This window comes from Marinobacter sp. S0848L (assembly GCF_023016065.1).
GTDB lineage: Bacteria > Pseudomonadota > Gammaproteobacteria > Pseudomonadales > Oleiphilaceae > Marinobacter.
Genome location: NZ_JALKAQ010000001.1, coordinates 366,868 through 382,732 on the forward strand (window position 1 = coordinate 366,868; position 15,865 = coordinate 382,732).

The following is a 15,865-nucleotide window of genomic DNA, read 5'->3' on the forward strand; positions in this document are numbered from 1 at the left end:
TCTCCTTTTAGTCCTTTATCATTGAGGAAATGGGCTTATTTACTGAACGAAACCGTAAGCCCTGCGTAGGCAAAGCGTCCGGCTACAGGCCGAAGGTCTTCATCTGCTTTAGAAAAGTCGCGCTGCTCATTGGTGATATTGTCAGCCCCGGCAAACAAGCGAACTTGCTCAGAGAGCTGGTAATTCAGCTTAAGATCAGCGGTGGTATAACCAGGGGATTTGCGGTTCTCGGAGGCGTTGGTGTACTCATCGCTCTGGTAGTGAACACGGGCACTCCACGTTAAGCCCGGCAATAACAGAGGACCATCAACACCCAGGTCTGCTTGGTGTCGAGGCCGTTTATTGAGCTCATTTCCGCTTTGTTTGTCTTCGGTACGGGTATAGGTGTAACCCGCGGTCACCCGCCATGGTGGGAGAGGTTCCCAGCCGGCTGTTGTTTCGAAGCCCCAGGTACGGGCCTGAGCAATGTTTTCGTACCGGTATTCGGCCACACCACTATTAACCACACCGGTATCAGAGGTTTGAATCAACTGCTCTATGTCGTTGTAAAACGCATTGACCTCTAACCAGGCCACGCGCCCTTGGGACACTCCAGCCCCTAATTGATAGCTCCGGGATTCCTCGGGCTTCAGGTTTTCCGAACCTTTCACGATGTAACCCAAGGAGCTGTGGTCGAATACGAAGTACCGCTCTTTCAGATTGGGCACTCGATAACCCGCACCCGCACCCGCTCTTATGAAAGCGCTTAAGGTGTCTGTCTGAAGCAGGTCGTAACGAGCATTGAGCTTGGGTGCGGTATGGATACCAAAACTGGAATCGTTTTGGATTCGAACGCCGGGAACCAACTCCAGTTTCCCGGTGGGCATCCAGGTGTCCTGAAACCAGATTTCTTGACCTTCACGCTCTTGGCGTCCGTTCAACTCAGATGCCGCATCAAGGGTCTGATCAAGGGTTTCTTTACTGAAATCCACCCCGCCCTGCAGATAATGGCGATCTCCTAGCGAACGCCCGGCATCGGCTGACAGCTTGGATAAGGTTGACTCAGCCCGCCGGTCATCAAAACGGCTGGTCTCGGAATACTTCAAGGTATCGTCGTTGAGCGTTTCGTGAATGGCAGACCAACCTGCATTTACACCGTTAGTGAAGCCGTGGTCGCCAGAAAGGGAATACCGGGTTCTTCGAACCGTCTCCAGCTTGCCCTGGTTCGTGTTTACCGGTGGAGCAAGGCGATATCGAGATTCAGACTCTTCCTCAAAACGAGCAATCCCCGCACTGAGCCGGTGCTCGTCCGTCCGTTTCCAATCAGCCCGCAAGCTTAGATCTGTCCGATCATACTCATCGCCGGGTTGCGACCAGGTTTCCGGGTCGGGATCAACGCCGTCCGAATGCTGATGCGACGCCGACAATCTTAGTGCCAGCCGCTCCCCACCACCCTGAACGCTCGCACGAGCACTGTAACGGCCGGGATCGGCTGCGTCGCCGGAGGGGTTCTGATCGCCATAGGTGCCGGCATCAACGGTAAGCTCCCCGGACAAGCCAGATACGGGCTGGCTCGTAATCACATTGACTACGCCCCCGATAGCCGAACTGCCGTACTGGGCTGAGACGGCGCCTTTTACGACCTCAATTTTTTCAATATCCAGAACCGATAGCTGGCTCACATCCGTCGCCGAGCCCGTGGTGGCGGTCATCGGCATCCCGTCGATCAAAACCAATACACGATCAGCTTCGACACCTTGCAGCCAAACTTCGTAACCCGGCTTGCCGTGGATCTGCCGCAGTTGAAGCCCCGGCACATACTGCAAAGCCTCCTTCAAGCTACGAGCGTGGGTGCGCTTCAACTCCCGGCCAGTGACTACTTCCGTCCGCACGGGCGTCTCAAGCAGCGAGCGTTCGCTGCGAGTTCCTGTCACCACCAGCTCGTCCAGATACAGGGCCTCGGCCTCCGCTGTCCCGACACTTCCCAGCAGCGCTAGCGCAAACGGAAAACCGAAAACAACCTGTTTTTTATCAAGCATAAAACCAACACCAATAATCGTAATGCGAACGATTATTGTTTAGTTTATATGTTGCGTCAACTGATTATTGACAAAAATCAAACAGGCACAAAAAAACCGGCCTTAGCCGGTTTTTTTGTCTGGAAGTGCTTACGCGTTAGTGCGTTTGCTCAGCTCCGGCCTCTCCGGCCGCTTCTTCCTGCTTCTTTTTCAATGCCTGTGCGTAGATCGCATCGAAGTTCACCGGGGCGAGCATCAGGGCCGGGAAGCTGCCTTTACCTACAGCACCGTCGATGGCTTCGCGCGCATACGGGAACAGGATCGTCGGGCAGTAAGCGCCCAGCATCTGGCCAAGTTGCGGCCCTTCGATGCCCGCCACCATAAAGACGCCTGCCTGTTGAATCTCAACAATGTACGCAACCTTCTCGCCCAGCTTGGCAGTCACGGTCATCGACAGCACCACTTCGTACTGGTTGTCGCTGACTTTGGTGTGAGAGGTATTCAGGTCCAGATTTACCTGTGGCTTCCACTGCTCCTGAAACACCGTCGGTGCATTCGGCGATTCAAAAGAGAGGTCCTTCACGTAAATACGCTGAAGGGCAAACTGGGGTTGGTTCTGGTTTTCGTTGCCTGCGGCTTGCTGATTCTCAGCCATGATCCGTCCTTTCGTTTTTATTTCGTAGCATGGGCTCGGCCCACTATCCTGGTCGCGCGTTGCCGGGACAGTCTACCGCCTGCCCCCGACAAGTAATGTGAAACAGTGCGACAGATCGCCGATCAGATCAAGCCCTATTACTTCTTAACCACGGGCAGGTTATTGGCTTTCCAGTCAGCGATACCACCGTTCAGGCGAACAACATCTGAAAACCCGGCTTCTTTAAGCTGCTTCACCGCCATTGCGGAGTGCTGCCCCATCTTGTCCACCACCACAATCTGCTTTTCTTTGTGCTTGTTCAGTTCGTTCAGGCGATCTTTCAAGCCGCTGAGTGGAATGTTGATCGAGCCGGTGATGCGCCCTTCGCCGAAGTCTTTGCGGTCGCGGATGTCCAGTACCACAGCTTCTTCACGGTTGATCAACGTGACCGCGCCCTGGGCTGAAATCTTTGCGCCACCGCGACGGGATTCAAGGGCCAGAATCGCCAGAATCAGCGCGACAAAAATTGATACCAGAATGTAGTGATTAACAACGAATTCAAACAAACGATCCATGGAGCGCTACCCTGAAAATTAGTTTGGCCGGATTATACACACCCACACCCGCTCAAAGAAGGCGAGCAGCGCCGAGCGCTACCGCGTGGCCTGCACAAATGAAAACGGTTACAATCTACCCCACTTTCTATTCGTTCATTCTACAACCAATCGGACAAAATGATGACCGCGACGCGCAAGCCCACTGCACTGATCATCCTCGACGGCTGGGGCCATCGTGACCCGGCTGACGACAACGCCATCTCGAACGCCAACACCCCGTTTTGGGACAAGCTCTGGCAAAACCAGCCGAAAACCCTGATCAACACGTCAGGCATGTTTGTCGGCCTGCCTCAAGGTCAGATGGGTAACTCCGAAGTTGGCCACATGAACCTGGGCGCCGGCCGGGTGGTGTATCAAAGCCTGACGCGCATCGACAAAGATCTGGAAGACGGTGAGTTCCAGAACAACCCTGCCCTGTGCAATGCCATTGATAAAGCCGCCAACAACGGCAAAGCGGTGCACATCATGGGCCTGCTGTCTCCCGGCGGTGTTCACAGCCACGAAGATCATATTCTGGCTGCTGCGGAACTTGCCGCCGCACGCGGTGCAAAAGAAGTGTATATTCACGCGTTCCTCGATGGCCGCGACATGCCGCCACGCAGCGCTCGCCCGTCACTGGAAAAAGCCGCTGCGAAAATGGAAAGCCTCGGCGTTGGCCGCGTTGCCAGCATCGTCGGCCGTTACTATGCCATGGACCGTGATAACCGCTGGGACCGTGTTGAAAGCGCCTACAACGTCATGACTCTGGGCGACGCAGAATTCACCTGTGCCGATCCGCTCACCGCACTGGATCAGGCCTACGAGCGCGGCGAAAACGATGAATTCGTCAAAGCGACTCGTATTCACAAGGATGGCCAAGCCGAAGGCACCATCAACGATGGCGACGCCGTTCTGTTCATGAACTTCCGTGCTGACCGTGCCCGGGAAATGACCCGCACCTTCGTAGAGGCGGATTTTGACGGCTTCGATCGCCGCAAGCATCCGGAACTGGCCGATTTTGTCATGCTGACCGAATACGCCGCCGACATTAAAACCTCTTGCGCCTACCCGCCCGAGCAGCTCAAGAATGGTTTGGGCGAATACATGGCAAAACTGGGCAAAACCCAGCTACGCATCTCCGAAACTGAAAAATACGCCCACGTGACCTTCTTCTTCAACGGCGGTATGGAAACGCCTTTCGAAGGCGAAGACCGTATTCTGGTGCCGTCTCCGAAAGTCGCCACCTACGACCTGCAGCCGGAAATGAGCGCACCCGAGGTCACCGACAAGCTGGTAGAAGCCATCAAGAGCGGCAAGTACGACCTGATCGTGTGCAACTACGCCAACGGCGACATGGTTGGCCACACAGGAAAACTGGATGCGGCGATCAAGGCAGCCGAATGCCTCGATCAGTGCGTTCAGCGCGTAGTGGAAGCTCTGGACGAAGTCGGCGGTGAAGCGCTGATCACGGCAGACCATGGCAACTGCGAACAGATGACTGACCCTAACTCCGGTCAGGTTCACACTTCTCACACCATTGGCCCCGTACCGCTGGTCTACACCGGCCCGCGCGCCATCACCCTGAAAGACGACGGCAGCCTGAGCGACATCGCGCCCACACTGCTGACGCTGATGGGCGATAAAGCGCCGGAAGAGATGACAGGCCAAAATCTGGCTGAAATAGGCTGATTGGTATAACGGCGAGTATTTTGAAACGTCTTATTGTATTGGCGCTGGCCCTCTCTTTGGGGGCTGCGCCTTTATCTGCCGAGCAAGACGTCACGCCCGAACAGGTTGAAGCGCTGAAGAAGCGCATCGCCAACATAGATGAGTGGCTGGCCGATGCCGAAGAAGACCGCTCCAAACTGGAACAGCAGCTCGCCAACACCGAGCGAAACATCAGTAAACTCACGCGGGAACGCCGGGAACTGCGCCAGCAAGCTGCCGAGCAGAAATCCCGCCTGCAGGCGTTAAAGAAGCAAGAAGCCGAACTCGCCAACACCCTGAACGTTCAGCGCCAAGGCCTGATGAAACAAATCCGGGCCGCCTGGATGGAAGGCGAAGCCCCTGCCCTGAAGGTCTTACTGAACGAAACCGAGCCGGGAAATCTTGCCCGCACCATGACCTATTACGAGTATCTGAGCAAAGATACCGTTGAGCGACTGGAAGCCTTCCAGAAGAGTCTTCGTGAACTCAAAGCAGCGCGTGCGGAAGTACAGGCCACACGGGTCGAGCTGGCCAACACCGAAGCCAGCCTTGAACAGCGCCAAAACCGTCTTGCCGAGAGTCGCAAAGAGCGAAGCAAAACCCTGGTAGCCCTAAAAGCCGACATCAAAGAACGTCGCAGCGAAAAGAAGACCTTGGAAGCCGATCAGGAACGGCTCGAAAAACTGCTGAAGGAAGTGCAGGAGGCCATCGCCAACATCCCGTCTCCCAACGAGTCGCGACCGTTCGAGTCACAACGCAGTAAACTGGGCTGGCCCGTGCAGGGCACAGTCGTCAGCCAATACGGCGCCCTGTACGCCGATGGCAAACTGCGCCGAAACGGCATGATCATCAACACCCGGGAAGAAGCCGAAATAACCGCGGTACACCATGGCCGGGTTGTTTTTGCCAACTGGCTGCGCGGCTTTGGTCTGATGACGATTATTGATCACGGCGATGGTTACATGACCCTGTACGGGCACAGCAGTAGCTTGTTCTCGTCCCCCGGTGACTGGGTTACCCCGGGCCAAACCATTGCTTTGGCAGGTCGCACCGGAGGCACCCAAGACCCGGCGCTTTATTTTGAAGTGCGTAAAAACGGTAAACCGGTCAATCCGCGCACCTGGCTGAACAAACTTTAAGCTGAGAACTGAAAGGCTGACAAACGTTCTTGTGAACGCCATACTGTGGCAAACAACTTTCCCGTCCAACTATTGGAAACAAAACAGGATATGTGAATGAAACGGGTCCCAAGCTCTCTCCAGATTTCACCATTACGCTCTCTCGCACTCGTGGCCACCTGTTTTTTTACCCTTCCCGGACTGGCGTTTGCTCAAGACAACGACACCCAGCCTCACGAGGTAATACAAGGGCTGCAAGACGGGCAACGAGTTGAACTGAAATTACCGGACCCGGAAAAACAGCTACCACTGGAAGATCTGCGCAAATTCACCGAAGTTTTTGCCCGTATCAAGGGCGCCTACGTTGAAGAAGTCTCCGACCGCGAGCTGCTTGAAAGCGCGATCAAAGGCATGCTTTCCGACCTGGACCCGCACTCAACCTACCTCGCCCCAAAAGACTATGAAGAGCTTGAAGAAAGCACCTCCGGCGAGTTTGGCGGCTTGGGTATTGAGGTAGGCATGGAAAACGGCTTCGTCAAAGTGATCTCGCCCATTGACGACACTCCGGCCCAGAAGGCCGGGGTACAAGCCGGCGACTTAATCATCAAACTCGATGAAAAGCCGGTGAAAGGCATGTCGCTGGAAGAAGCCGTTAATCTGATGCGCGGCAAGCCCGGCACAGTACTCACCTTGACGATCATGCGTGACGGCCAGAGCGCACCGATCGAAATTGATGTCACCCGCAACATCATCAAAGTCACCAGCGTGAAATCCCGCATGCTGGAGAGCGGTTACGGCTACGTTCGCATTACCCAATTCCAGGCTGAAACCGGTCGCCAGTTCAGGCAGGCTCTGAGCAATCTGGAAGAGGATTTTGGCAGCGATCTTAAAGGCCTTGTCATCGACCTGCGCAACAACCCCGGCGGGGTACTCCAAGCCGCCGTTGAGGCCTCGGATGCATTGCTCGACAGCGGCCTGATTGTCTACACAGAAGGCCGAATTCAAAGCTCCCGACTGAGATTCAGCGCCAAGAAAGGCGACCTGATGGAAGGCACTCCGATTGTGGTTCTGATTAACGGCGGTTCTGCGTCGGCCTCGGAAATCCTGGCCGGTGCCCTGCAAGACCACAAGCGCGCCGTTGTGATGGGCACCCAGTCCTTCGGCAAAGGCAGCGTGCAAACCATCATCCCATTGGACGAAACCCACGCCATCAAGATGACGACCGCACGCTACTTCACACCAGACGGCCGCTCGATTCAGGCGAAAGGCATCACACCGGACATTGAAGTCCGGCCGGCAGAGCTGACCGAACTGGACAGCCGCCCGTTTTTTACCGAAGCGGACTTAAGCGGCCACCTTGAAGGTGAAGATGAAGAAAAAGCTCGCCAGGAACGTGAAAAAAATGAACAGGCACGCAAGTCATCAGAAAACCGGGACTACCAGCTGCGCTCTGCACTGAACCTGCTGAAGGGCATGAGCATTCTGTCTGGCACTACGGACAGCGCCCAGTGATCAAAAGCTTTGGTAGTCTATGGCTTGCGGCAGTAATGGCTCTTGGTGCGAGTGTTGCCCACAGTGCGACACCGGAGGGAGCCATGCCGCCGACCATCGCCATCATCATCGATGACGTAGGCAACAACTTGCATGAAGGCCAGCGACTGGTACAGCTGGATCAGCCGCTAACCTTGGCGTTTCTGCCCTATCGGCGCCATACCGTGCGCCTTGCCAAAGAAGCCTTCTCGAACGACAAGGAGGTTATGCTGCACGCCCCTATGGCGAATACCCGCAATTTCGACCTGGGACCGGGTGGACTGACACCCGACATGGACGAAGCCGCAGTAACCACCACACTGCGGCGTGCACTGCAGTCCATTCCCCATGTGACCGGTGTAAACAACCACATGGGCAGCCTGCTAACCCAGCAGATGCAGCCTATGGAATGGGTGATGAAAGAGCTGCGCCGCTATCCGCTATACTTTGTGGACAGCCGCACCATCGCCAGTTCCGTTGCCGGGAGCATGGCCAGTTCCTATCGAATCCCTAGTCTTACTCGTGATGTATTCCTGGACCACGAGCAAACCGAAGAGTTTGTGGATCAGCAATTTCAGCTGTTGATCGAAACCGCCAAAAAGAAAGGCACGGCTATTGGCATTGGCCATCCGCACACCGTAACGGTGGACTATCTGGAAAAGCATTTGCCGGAACTGGATGAACAGGGCATCGCCATTGCGACGGTTCGCGGAATTTGGGCGATTCGCAATGACAACCGGGAGATGTTTGCTGACGGCGAAAAACAGGCCATTCGGCCTGCTTACGCCAAGCGCAATTAATCGCGGACTTCGATCCCCTGAGCCTTCATGAAGGCTTTGGCTTCGGGAATGGTGTGCTGACCGAAGTGGAAGATCGATGCGGCCAATACGGCATCTGCGCCACCTTGGGTAACGCCATCGGCCAAGTGTTGTAGCTCACCCACTCCGCCGGAAGCAATCACCGGCACGGATACCGCATCGCTGATCGCACGGGTTAAGCCAAGGTCGAAACCAATCTTGGTGCCGTCACGGTCCATACTGGTCAGCAACAGCTCACCCGCACCCATCTCGACCATCTTCACGGCCCATTCAACGGCATCCAGGCCGGTTGGTTTTCGGCCACCGTGGGTGAAGATTTCCCAGCGCGGCTCTTCACCTTCGGCGCTGACTTGCTTGGCATCAATGGCCACCACAATACACTGACGGCCAAATCGATCTGCGGCTTCACGAACGAACTCCGGATTGAACACCGCAGCCGTGTTGATCGACACCTTATCGGCACCGGCATTCAGCAGGTTCCGAATGTCGTCCACAGTACGTACGCCGCCGCCAACCGTCAGCGGAATGAACACTTCGGCCGCCATCCGTTCTACGGTTTCGTAGGTGGTGTCGCGGCTTTCGTGACTGGCCGTGATGTCCAGAAAGGTGATTTCGTCTGCGCCTTGTTCGTTGTAACGCCGCGCCACTTCAACCGGATCGCCGGCATCGCGGATATCCACAAAATTCACGCCTTTAACCACGCGGCCTTTGTCGACATCCAGGCAGGGAATGATGCGTTTTGCCAGTGCCATGATGCTTCCTCAGTTATTCAAGCTATCGCAGTAGGCTTGGGCTTCCGCCACATCCAGCGTGCCTTCGTAGATGGCACGGCCAGTGATGGCGCCCAAAATACCTTTGTCCGCCACAGTGGCCAGACGCTTGAGGTCGTCCATGTTGGTGACACCGCCGGACGCAATCACCGGAATGCCGCCCTGCTCTGCCAAAGCTGCGGTAGCTTCCACATTCACACCCTGCATCATGCCGTCGCGGGCAATGTCGGTGTATACGATGGAATCAACGCCATCGTTCGCGAAGCGCTTGGCCAGATCAACCGCCATGACCTCGGAAACTTCTGCCCAACCGTCGGTCGCAACGCGGCCGTCTTTGGCGTCCAACCCGACAATAATGTGCCCGGGGAAACGCTTGCACACTTCGGTGACAAATTCGGGCTCTTTCACCGCTTTAGTGCCGATGATCACCCATTGAACGCCAGCCTTCAGGTAGGCTTCGATGGTTTCGGCCGAGCGGATACCACCACCAATCTGGATCGGCAGATCCGGGTATTTTTGGGCAATGGCTTTAACAATTTCACCATTAACAGGTTCGCCGGCAAAAGCACCGTTAAGGTCAACCAGATGCAAGCGACGGGCGCCGGCTTCCACCCATTTGGTGGCCATGTCTACCGGATCGTCTCCGAACACGGTGGAGTCTTCCATGCGGCCCTGGCGCAGTCTTACGCACTTGCCGTCTTTCAGATCGATTGCGGGGATAATCAGCATGTCTTGTTCCCTGCCCGCGTTCAGCGGTTTCCAGTCCAATTTGTGAAATTTTCCAGCAACTGCAGCCCTGCCCTTGCACTTTTCTCGGGGTGAAACTGCGTTGCAAAAATATTGTCTTTTGCCACGGCAGCCGCAAGATCAACACCATAACGGGTGCGGCCCGCCATATGGGCATTGCCCTCGGCTTCGGCGTAAAAACTGTGAACAAAGTAGAAACGATCGCCATCCGGAATGTTGTGCCACAACGGATGATCCATGGTGTGGCTTACCTGGCTCCAGCCCATGTGAGGCACTTTCAGACGCTCACCGTTTTCGGCCAGATTGTCACCGAAGTAACGCACCTCCGAGGGAAACAGGCCGATGCCTTCAACACCGCCGTTCTCTTCACTTCGAGCCATCAGCGCTTGCATACCCACGCAAATGCCCAGAAAGGGGCGGTCCTGAGAGACTTCTTTCACCAGCTTATCCACTTCCAAGCGGCGAATTTCAGCCATGCAGTCACGGATGGCACCCACGCCGGGCAAAATCACCCGGTCGGCTTCGCGTATCTGGGCTGCGTTGTCGGTAACCAATACGGTGCAATCCGGGGCAACGTGTTCCACGGCCTTACGCGCGGAATGCAGGTTGCCCATGCCGTAGTCGATGATGGCGACGGTCTTCATGGTGGTTCAGATTCCTGTTGGCAACCGAATTACAGAGCGCCCTTGGTAGACGGCATGATACCGGCCATACGCTCGTCCATCTCAATGGTCATGCGCAGGGCACGGCCGAAAGCTTTGTACACGGTTTCAATCTGGTGGTGGGTGTTCTTACCTTTCAGATTGTCGATGTGGACAGTCGTCATGGAGTGGTTCACAAACCCGCGGAAAAATTCTTCAAACAGATCCACGTCGAAACCGCCAACCACCGCACGGGTATAAGGTATGTTCATGCACAGGCCAGGACGGCCTGACAGATCGATCACAACGCGTGACAGAGCTTCATCAAGCGGCACGTAAGCGTGACCGTAGCGGCGAATCCCTTTTTTATCGCCCACGGCCTGCTTAAACGCTTGGCCCAAGGTGATACCGATGTCTTCCACAGTATGGTGATCATCAATGTAGGTATCGCCTTTACAGGTGATATCCAGGTCGATCAAACCATGGCGGGCGATCTGGTCCATCATGTGGTCGAGAAAGGGCACGCCTGTGTCAAAACAAGCTTTGCCGGTACCGTCGAGATTGATCTCAACAGTGATCTGGGTTTCAAGGGTATTTCGCTCTACCCGAGCCTTACGTTCAGCCATGGAGACTCCGTTGTAAAAACTGGCTTGCTACCGAAAACTTTGATGTTTACGGATTATACCGATTTACACATCAGGAGTCCCGCACTGGGCTGGATCGCTAAGATTAGGCTTAGAACGCGTTTTTCAGGTTGTTCATGTAAGTGTCAACCAAGCTATTAAACTCGTGCTTGATGACAGGACTGATGGCAAGTTTGAGCAAACTTGGCAGTGGCAGCGTCAGAGCAGCGCTGGTCTGGAAGCGCAGGTGCGTGGTGTTCGCGTCTTTGGCGGTAATAACCCAGGAACCGCTCACGACACCATTGCCCTCGCCTTTGACCGGCTCCCATGTGATTTTTCCGGCCTCTTTGTCTGCAAAGTACTTACAGGCGTAAACAGATTGGATAGCGTGCTTATCAACACCCACCTTTTCCATCTCCCAGCGATAGGTGTTGTCGCCCAGATCAACCAGTTTTTCTACCTTGGGAAAATGGCTGACGGATTCGGGTACGTCTGCCAGCAGGTCGAATACTTCGTCATAGCTTGCCTGAATTTCCAGTTCACGGTTCAGTTCGATTGAAACAGTGATAGCCACATCCGACTCCTTGTTATGCTTATTTGCGTGACAGAGCGTTTCCCCGGCACGTTTGCGGTGTATTTTGAACCAAGACTACCGCATTGTCATATTCCTGCACTGTTAATTTGCTAACCCTGCGTTATCCTTTAAGTAATTCGTTCGTCATACATCAGGCAAATCCCTTCACCCGGGAAGAAAAGGAAATCATGCAATGAAAGTCATACGCTACGCGCTCTACGCCCTCATCGGCCTTGTCGTACTAGCTGTCGCAGCCGTTGCTATTGCTGTGGCGGTTATCAATCCAAATGACTACAAGCCACAAATCGAAGCCGTGGTCGAGAAGCAAACCAACCTGGACCTTATTCTGGAAGGCGATATTGGCTGGTCATTCATTCCTCTCGGCCTGGAACTGAACAAAGTAGAAGCAACACTCGAAGGTGAGCGGTTTGTCGCTTTGGAGCAATTGATTGCGCAAATCAATTTTTGGTCACTGATTACCATGTCTCCGCAGGTAAACACTTTCGTTCTCAGCGGCCTGGATGCCCATTTCGAAGTGAATGAGCAAGGCGAAGGCAACTGGTCGCGAATCATGGCAGAGAAACCTGCCGGCACCGAAGAGCCTGAAAAAGCAGCCCCCCCGGAAAAACCCGCGGCCGCCGAACAAACCGCTGAAGCGAGCGAAGGCGGCGAAGCCCTTAATTTCAACGTTGAAAACGTGGAAATCAGCAACGCCCGTGTTCACTACAACGACCTGAGCACCGGGCAATCGGTGGTACTAGAAGACTTTACTGTAATGGCCAGCAACATCACATTGGGCTCCGAGTTCCCGCTGGACATTCAATTCAAGGTAGAAACAGCGCAACCGAAGCTCGCCGTAGACGGCAGTATCAGCGCCCAGTTGAAAGCCAATCAAGCGCTCAACGAATTCACCATGTCGGGCCTGAAAGCCGTCTTCGACATGAACGGCGAGCCGTTTGGCGGCAAGTCTGTCACCGCTGAGGTAGGCGGCTCCCTGGCAGCCAACCTTGAAGAGGAAACCGCTTCATTGAGCGATTTCACCGCCAGTTTGGCCAACCTAAAGCTAAGCACTAACCTCAGCGTGAAAGGTTTTGGCGACAAGCCGGCATTGAATGGCAGCCTGGCCATCTCCGAGTTTTCTTTGAAAGAACTGCTGAACAATCTTGGCCAACCCGCCATTGAAACCACCGACCCGGATGTCCTGAACGCCATCGCGCTTTCAACCAATCTTGGCGGTAAACCGGGCACGGTGGCACTGAGCGACCTGAAGATTACCCTGGACGACACCAATTTTAACGGTAACGGCAGCTATACCCTGAGTAACGGTGGCCTGGTGTTCAATCTGCAAGGCGACAAGCTGGATGCAGACCGGTATTTACCACCGGCAGTTGAAGAAGGCACCACCGACGAAGCAGCCAGCGAAAACGACAGCCCGGCTACCGAAACCGCTTCTGCCAATAGCCCTGAAACCGATCTCCTGCCACTGGAAACCCTGCGTTCGCTGTTGCTGGACATCAATTTTGATTTGGGTGAACTGATTGTCAGCAACCTGACCATCAACGAAATCAAAGCCAGCACCACGGCAAAAGACGGCTTGCTGAAAGTAGACGAGTTCAGCGGCAAACTTTACTACGGCACCTTCGGCGCCAATGTCACCATCGATGCCCGCACCGACAACCCGAAGTGGAACATCCGCTCTGACGTTAACAACGTGCAAACACTGCCATTACTGACGGATCTGGCAGAGGTAGACATGCTGTCTGGTGGCGCCAACCTCAATCTTGCTATCAATACGACTGGCAACCGTATCTCGGCATTGCGCAACAACGCCAAAGGCGAAATCAGCTTCAACCTGGCCGAAGGTGAATTCCGGAAAATGAACCTCACCCGCATGGCCTGCCAAGGCATCGCGCTGGTTAATCAGGAACAACTGGCCACGTCCGACTGGGGCTCAACTACGCCGTTTAACGACATGCACGGCACCCTGAAAATCGACGGCAACACTCTGAACAACACCGATCTGGTGGCGGAACTGGCCGGTATGCGCCTGGAAGGCGATGGCACCGTTGAACTCGAGCAAAGCGAACTCGATTACGAAGTCGGGCTACGCATTGTGGGTGACATCCACCGCGACCAAGCGTGCCGTACCACCGAGTATGTTAAGGACGTCGTGATTCCGGTTGAATGCCGCGGCAATTTCGCCGAGGACCCGGCCGGCCTGTGCTCCTTTGACGGTTCTCGTTTCCGCGACGCTTTAAAAGACATTGCCGCCAACGCTGCCCGCGCGAAAGCGAAAGAAGAAATCGACCGGGCCAAGGAAAAGGCGCAGGAAAAAGTGGACGAAGCCAAACAGAAAGCAAAAGACAAAGTTGACGAAAAACTCAAGGAAAAGCTGGGCGAAGAAGGCAGCAAAGTGAAAGACGCACTTAAAGGTCTGTTCAACTAATGCCAGACCTTTTCGCCGACAAACTGCTCGATTGGTACGACAACCACGGCAGGCACAACCTGCCGTGGCACCACAACCGCAACGCCTACCGGGTCTGGGTTTCTGAAATCATGCTTCAGCAAACTCAGGTCGCCACCGTTATCCCCTACTTTGAAGCCTTCATGGCCAGCTTCCCTGACGTGCAGGCACTCGCCGCAGCCCCCGTTGACGACGTACTCAGCCATTGGTCTGGCCTTGGCTACTATGCCCGCGCCAGAAACCTGCACAAAGCCGCTAAGCAGGTCGTCAACGAGTTCGGTGGCGAGTTCCCTCAAGAACAGGAAACACTGGAATCACTGACCGGCATCGGCCGTTCAACCGCCGCCGCCATTCTGGCTCAAGCCTTCGGCAAGCGCGCCGCGATTCTGGACGGCAACGTAAAACGGGTGCTGGCCCGCTACCACGCCGTTCCCGGCTGGCCGGGGCAAAGCGCGGTTCTGAAGCAGCTGTGGGAGCATGCTGAAAATCACACGCCCAATGAACGTGTGCGCGACTACACCCAAGGCATTATGGATCTGGGTGCCATGGTGTGCACCCGCAGCAAACCCAAATGTGACAACTGCCCCCTCAACAGTGGGTGCGCTGCCTACGCAGAAAGCCAAACCCACCTGTACCCCGGCCCCAAGCCGAAAAAACAGAAGCCGGAGAAAACCACCTGGATGCTGATCTTCGAAGACAGCGAAGGACGCATTCTGCTGGAAAGGCGCCCTCCCAGCGGCATCTGGGGTGGGCTGTGGAGCCTTCCCGAGCTAGACCCGGCATACGGTGCGGAGGAACTGCAAGAAGCCTGTGAGAGAGAACTAGGGCTCGTGTGCCGCGACCCGGAGTTGATCAGCGGTTTTCGCCATACCTTCAGCCATTATCACTTACACATTCAGCCGGCCCGCTTGCCGGTATCCGCCAGCATTAAAGTGGCAGACTCGGAAAGCCAGCGCTGGCTGCACCGGGACGAAGCACTGGCATTGGGACTACCAGCCCCGATTCGCAGCCTACTGACCGAGCCAGAGCAAAGCGCCCTGCTCTGACGCGATCTGGTATCATGCTCAAAGCCACACACTCGACACAGGAGCCATCATGAGCCGCACTGTATTCTGCCGAAAGTACCAGAAGGAAATGGAAGGCCTGTCTATGCCTCCAATGCCCGGCCCCAAGGGCCAGGATATCTTTGAAAACGTATCCAAAGCAGCCTGGGACGAATGGCAGAATCAGCAGACCATGCTGATCAATGAAAAGCACCTGAATCTGATGGACGTGAACAACCGCAAATACCTGCAAGCGCAGATGGACCACTTCTTTAATAACGAGCCTTTCGACAAGGCCGAAGGGTACGTACCGCCAGAAAAGTGAGGAATTTGGTCAAGGCCTGATCAACTGCGGAAATATTAAGAAATTTTTGCTCGCCGGCCTTGACTCCCAACCCCTAAACCGGTTTAATAGCGCCCCGTTGGAGCACATAGCTCAACACGCCCGGATAGCTCAGTCGGTAGAGCAGAGGATTGAAAATCCTCGTGTCGGTGGTTCGATTCCGCCTCCGGGCACCACTAATTTCAACGATCAAGCCCGCTTTTTAGCGGGCTTTTTCGTGTCTAGACAATAATTTTTGCCACGAAGTACGCTGCCCAACA

Annotated in this window: 15 protein-coding genes and 1 tRNA gene; 8 read left to right on the top strand and 8 right to left on the bottom strand. The window is 55.1% G+C overall.

Annotation, left to right across the window (positions count from 1 at the left end; genetic code table 11):
• Positions 1-35: 35 nt before the first annotated feature.
• The 3 genes from MWU64_RS01765 to MWU64_RS01775 all read right to left on the bottom strand — a co-directional run bounded on the left by MWU64_RS01765 (position 36) and on the right by MWU64_RS01775 (position 3,206).
• The gene (locus MWU64_RS01765) at positions 36-2,018 is read right to left on the bottom strand and encodes a TonB-dependent receptor (RefSeq protein WP_247059975.1); all 1,983 of its coding nucleotides are present in this window, start codon (positions 2,016-2,018) and stop codon (positions 36-38) included.
• Between the two features lie 136 nt (positions 2,019-2,154).
• Positions 2,155-2,652, bottom strand: coding sequence for a protein-export chaperone SecB (secB, locus tag MWU64_RS01770; protein ID WP_247059977.1), 498 nt, complete (start codon positions 2,650-2,652; stop codon positions 2,155-2,157).
• 137 nt (positions 2,653-2,789) lie between these two features.
• Positions 2,790-3,206 carry a rhodanese-like domain-containing protein gene (locus tag MWU64_RS01775; RefSeq protein ID WP_247059979.1) on the bottom strand — a complete coding sequence of 139 codons (417 nt, stop codon included), beginning with the start codon at positions 3,204-3,206 and terminating at the stop codon, positions 2,790-2,792.
• 162 nt (positions 3,207-3,368) lie between these two features.
• Here MWU64_RS01775 and gpmM point away from each other — a divergent pair, with 162 nt between their 5' ends.
• From gpmM to MWU64_RS01795, 4 genes are all read left to right on the top strand, one after another.
• Positions 3,369-4,916 carry a 2,3-bisphosphoglycerate-independent phosphoglycerate mutase gene (gene gpmM, locus MWU64_RS01780; protein ID WP_247059981.1) on the top strand — a complete coding sequence of 516 codons (1,548 nt, stop codon included), beginning with the start codon at positions 3,369-3,371 and terminating at the stop codon, positions 4,914-4,916.
• A 20-nt stretch (positions 4,917-4,936) separates the two neighbouring features.
• Complete coding sequence (locus MWU64_RS01785; protein ID WP_247059989.1) at positions 4,937-6,073, top strand: peptidoglycan DD-metalloendopeptidase family protein; 1,137 nt, start codon at positions 4,937-4,939, stop codon at positions 6,071-6,073.
• Positions 6,074-6,169: 96 nt separating this feature from the next.
• Entirely contained in the window at positions 6,170-7,564 is a 1,395-nt protein-coding gene (locus MWU64_RS01790) for a S41 family peptidase (RefSeq protein WP_247059991.1), read from the top strand.
• 35 nt (positions 7,565-7,599) lie between these two features.
• A complete protein-coding gene (locus MWU64_RS01795) occupies positions 7,600-8,382 on the top strand; it encodes a divergent polysaccharide deacetylase family protein (protein WP_247060753.1) in 783 nt (260 codons plus the stop codon).
• Here MWU64_RS01795 and hisF read toward each other — a convergent pair.
• The 5 genes from hisF to MWU64_RS01820 all read right to left on the bottom strand — a co-directional run bounded on the left by hisF (position 8,379) and on the right by MWU64_RS01820 (position 11,755).
• Positions 8,379-9,152, bottom strand: a complete 774-nt coding sequence (gene hisF, locus MWU64_RS01800; protein WP_247059993.1) for an imidazole glycerol phosphate synthase subunit HisF — start codon at positions 9,150-9,152, stop codon at positions 8,379-8,381. The genes MWU64_RS01795 and hisF overlap by 4 nt on opposite strands.
• Positions 9,153-9,161: 9 nt before the next feature.
• Positions 9,162-9,899, bottom strand: coding sequence for a 1-(5-phosphoribosyl)-5-[(5-phosphoribosylamino)methylideneamino]imidazole-4-carboxamide isomerase (gene hisA, locus MWU64_RS01805; protein ID WP_247059995.1), 738 nt, complete (start codon positions 9,897-9,899; stop codon positions 9,162-9,164).
• Between the two features lie 20 nt (positions 9,900-9,919).
• Entirely contained in the window at positions 9,920-10,561 is a 642-nt protein-coding gene (gene hisH / locus MWU64_RS01810) for an imidazole glycerol phosphate synthase subunit HisH (protein WP_247059998.1), read from the bottom strand.
• Positions 10,562-10,590: 29 nt separating this feature from the next.
• On the bottom strand, positions 10,591-11,184 hold the full coding sequence (hisB, locus tag MWU64_RS01815) for an imidazoleglycerol-phosphate dehydratase HisB (protein WP_247060000.1): 594 nt from the start codon (positions 11,182-11,184) through the stop codon (positions 10,591-10,593).
• Positions 11,185-11,293: 109 nt separating this feature from the next.
• Complete coding sequence (locus tag MWU64_RS01820) at positions 11,294-11,755, bottom strand: SRPBCC family protein (protein WP_247060002.1); 462 nt, start codon at positions 11,753-11,755, stop codon at positions 11,294-11,296.
• A 193-nt stretch (positions 11,756-11,948) separates the two neighbouring features.
• Between MWU64_RS01820 and MWU64_RS01825 the strand changes: the two genes are divergently transcribed.
• The 4 genes from MWU64_RS01825 (at position 11,949) to MWU64_RS01840 (ending at position 15,781) form a co-directional block, all read left to right on the top strand.
• Positions 11,949-14,201 carry an AsmA family protein gene (locus tag MWU64_RS01825; protein WP_247060004.1) on the top strand — a complete coding sequence of 751 codons (2,253 nt, stop codon included), beginning with the start codon at positions 11,949-11,951 and terminating at the stop codon, positions 14,199-14,201.
• Positions 14,201-15,265, top strand: a complete 1,065-nt coding sequence (gene mutY, locus MWU64_RS01830) for an A/G-specific adenine glycosylase (protein ID WP_247060006.1) — start codon at positions 14,201-14,203, stop codon at positions 15,263-15,265. Before MWU64_RS01825 ends, mutY begins: the two co-directional genes overlap by 1 nt.
• Before the next feature lie 49 nt (positions 15,266-15,314).
• Entirely contained in the window at positions 15,315-15,587 is a 273-nt protein-coding gene (locus tag MWU64_RS01835; protein ID WP_199006051.1) for an oxidative damage protection protein, read from the top strand.
• Between the two features lie 118 nt (positions 15,588-15,705).
• Positions 15,706-15,781: transfer RNA gene (locus MWU64_RS01840), tRNA-Phe, on the top strand.
• The last annotated feature ends 84 nt before the right edge of the window (positions 15,782-15,865 follow it).